The sequence below is a fragment of the Acidovorax sp. HMWF018 genome (assembly GCF_003061035.1).
GTDB classification, from domain to species: Bacteria; Pseudomonadota; Gammaproteobacteria; order Burkholderiales; family Burkholderiaceae_C; genus Acidovorax; species Acidovorax delafieldii.
On sequence record NZ_QAIM01000283.1, the window covers coordinates 1 to 2,315 of the forward strand.

Sequence of the window (2,315 nt, forward strand, 5' to 3'; positions counted from 1 at the left end):
ACCCCGTCCCCATCCCCTGCTGCCACCACCGCAGGCGCTGGTAACCAGCGCGATGCGCTGCCCGATCCCGAGCCCCTGTCTGGTCGCACCAACCAGCGCACGGAGCGCATCCAGATCGAAGACGCAGGCAGCCGTGTGGACGAATTGCGGGTCGGCGGGCAAACCCAGAACATCTCGGTGCAGCCCAAGACCGGCAACCTGCCCGCCTACGAAGTGCAGTCGCCTGATGGCGCGCGCAGCCGCGCCGGTGGCAACAATGGCGCTGAAACCACCACGGCGCCCCGCGTCTGGAACGTGTTCAAGTTCTGATGGGTGGCAGGGTGGCGCGCACGCACTGCGTTGCCACCGGTTGAGCCCCGCCCGTTGTCCCGCCCCTTCCCCTTCTCTTTTCTTCGACCCCCTGAGCGATGGCCGTTTTTACCGAAGTCTCCAATCCCGAGGCGCGCGAATTGCTGCGCCGTTTGCAACTGGGCGAGCTGGTGGAGCTGCGCGGCATTGAGGGCGGCATCGAGAACACCAACTACTTTCTGACCAGCGACCAGGGCGAGTTCGTGCTGACGCTGTTCGAGCGCCTCACGGCCGATCAGTTGCCGTTCTACCTGTACCTGATGAAGCACCTGGCGCACGGCGGCGTGCCCGTGCCCGACCCGCGTGCCGACAAGAACGGCGACATCCTGCACACCGTGTGCGGCAAGCCCGCCGCCGTGGTCAACAAGCTGCGCGGCAAGAGCCAGCTGGCCCCACAGGGCGTGCACTGCGCTGCCGTGGGCACCATGCTGGCCCGCATGCACCTGGCGGGCCGCGACTTTGACCGCCACCAGCCCAACCTGCGTGGGCTGCCCTGGTGGAACGAGACGGTGCCGGTGGTGCTGCCCCACATTGACGCTGCGCAGGCCGCACTGCTGCGGTCCGAGCTGGCCTACCAGAACCATGTGGCGGCCAGCTCCGCCTATGCCGCCCTGCCACGCGGGCCCGTGCATGCCGACCTGTTCCGCGACAACGTGATGTTCGAGGGTGAAGAGCTGACGGGCTTCTTCGACTTCTACTTTGCAGGGGTGGACACCTGGCTGTTTGACCTGGCCGTATGCCTGAACGACTGGTGCATCGACCTGCCCACCGGCGCCCACGATGCCGAGCGCGCCACGCGCATGCTCGACGCGTACCAGGCCGTGCGCCCGCTGACGGCGGCCGAGCGCGAACTGCTGCCCGCCATGCTGCGCGCCGGGGCCTTGCGGTTCTGGATCTCGCGTCTGTGGGACTTCTACCTGCCGCGCGAGGCCTCCATGCTCAAGCCCCACGACCCCACGCACTTCGAACGCGTACTGCGCGGGCGCCTGGCACTGCCCGTGCACGCGGGCTGATCCCACCACAGGCGAGCAGCCTCTAACCCCTGACCCGGCCAACGGTTTGGGGCGGTGGGGTAAATTCGGCCTTATTCGCCCACCCGACATCCGATGCCGCTCGACGCCCCCTGTTGGCGCCAGGGCACAGCTGGCGGTGCGAGCCTCTCCTCCTTTCCAACGTATTCATGAAACTCCACATCGTTCCCGCACGCACCGGCATGGCCTGGGTCAAGCTCGGCGTTCGGGCGTTCTGGCGGCAGCCCATGGCGCTAGCTGCGCTGTTCTTCATGACCATGGCGGCGATGTCGCTGGCCACGATGATTCCGCTGGTGGGCCCGGCCATTGCCCTCGCACTGCTGCCGTCGGCCACGCTGGCCATGATGGTGGCGGCGGCGCAGGCATCGCAAGGGCGGTTTCCGATGCCCACGGTGCTGCTGGTGGCGTTTCGCACCGGGCGCGAGCGGCTGCGCGACATGCTCACGCTGGGTGTGCTGTATGCGGTGGCTTTCCTCGGCATCATGGGGCTGTCGGCCCTGCTGGACGGCGGTCAGTTTGCGCAGGTGTACCTGGGCGGCGCGCCCATGACCCGGGAGATTGCCGAGAACCCGGACTTCCAGCGCGCCATGTGGCTGTCGATGCTGTTGTACCTGCCGCTGTCGCTGCTGTTCTGGCATGCACCGGGCCTCGTGCACTGGCATGGCGTGCCGCCGGTCAAGGCGCTTTTCTTCTCCATCGTGGCCTGCGTGCGCAACTTTGGTGCGTTCCTCGTCTATGGGCTGGGCTGGCTGGGGGTGTTTTTGCTGGGCGGGCTGGTGGTCAGCATCGTGTCGGCCCTGCTGGCTGTGGCGGGGCTTGCGGGATCGATGGCCGGTGGCATCATGGTGGGCGCTGCCATGATGATGGCAGCCATGTTCTTCACCTCGGTGGTCTTCACCTTCCGCGACTGCTTCGAGCCCCCGTACACCCCCCAGC

3 protein-coding genes are annotated in these 2,315 nt (G+C 67.3%); all 3 read left to right on the plus strand.

What is annotated here, in order from left to right:
- The coding region (locus tag DBR23_RS10625) for a hypothetical protein (protein ID WP_108498220.1) at positions 1–309 on the plus strand (309 nt) is incomplete at its 5' end.
- A gap of 98 nt (positions 310–407) precedes the next feature.
- A complete protein-coding gene (locus tag DBR23_RS10630) occupies positions 408–1,361 on the plus strand; it encodes a homoserine kinase (protein ID WP_108498221.1) in 954 nt (317 codons plus the stop codon).
- A gap of 167 nt (positions 1,362–1,528) precedes the next feature.
- Positions 1,529–2,315: BPSS1780 family membrane protein (locus DBR23_RS10635; protein ID WP_108498222.1), on the plus strand; the 787-nt coding region annotated here is incomplete at its 3' end.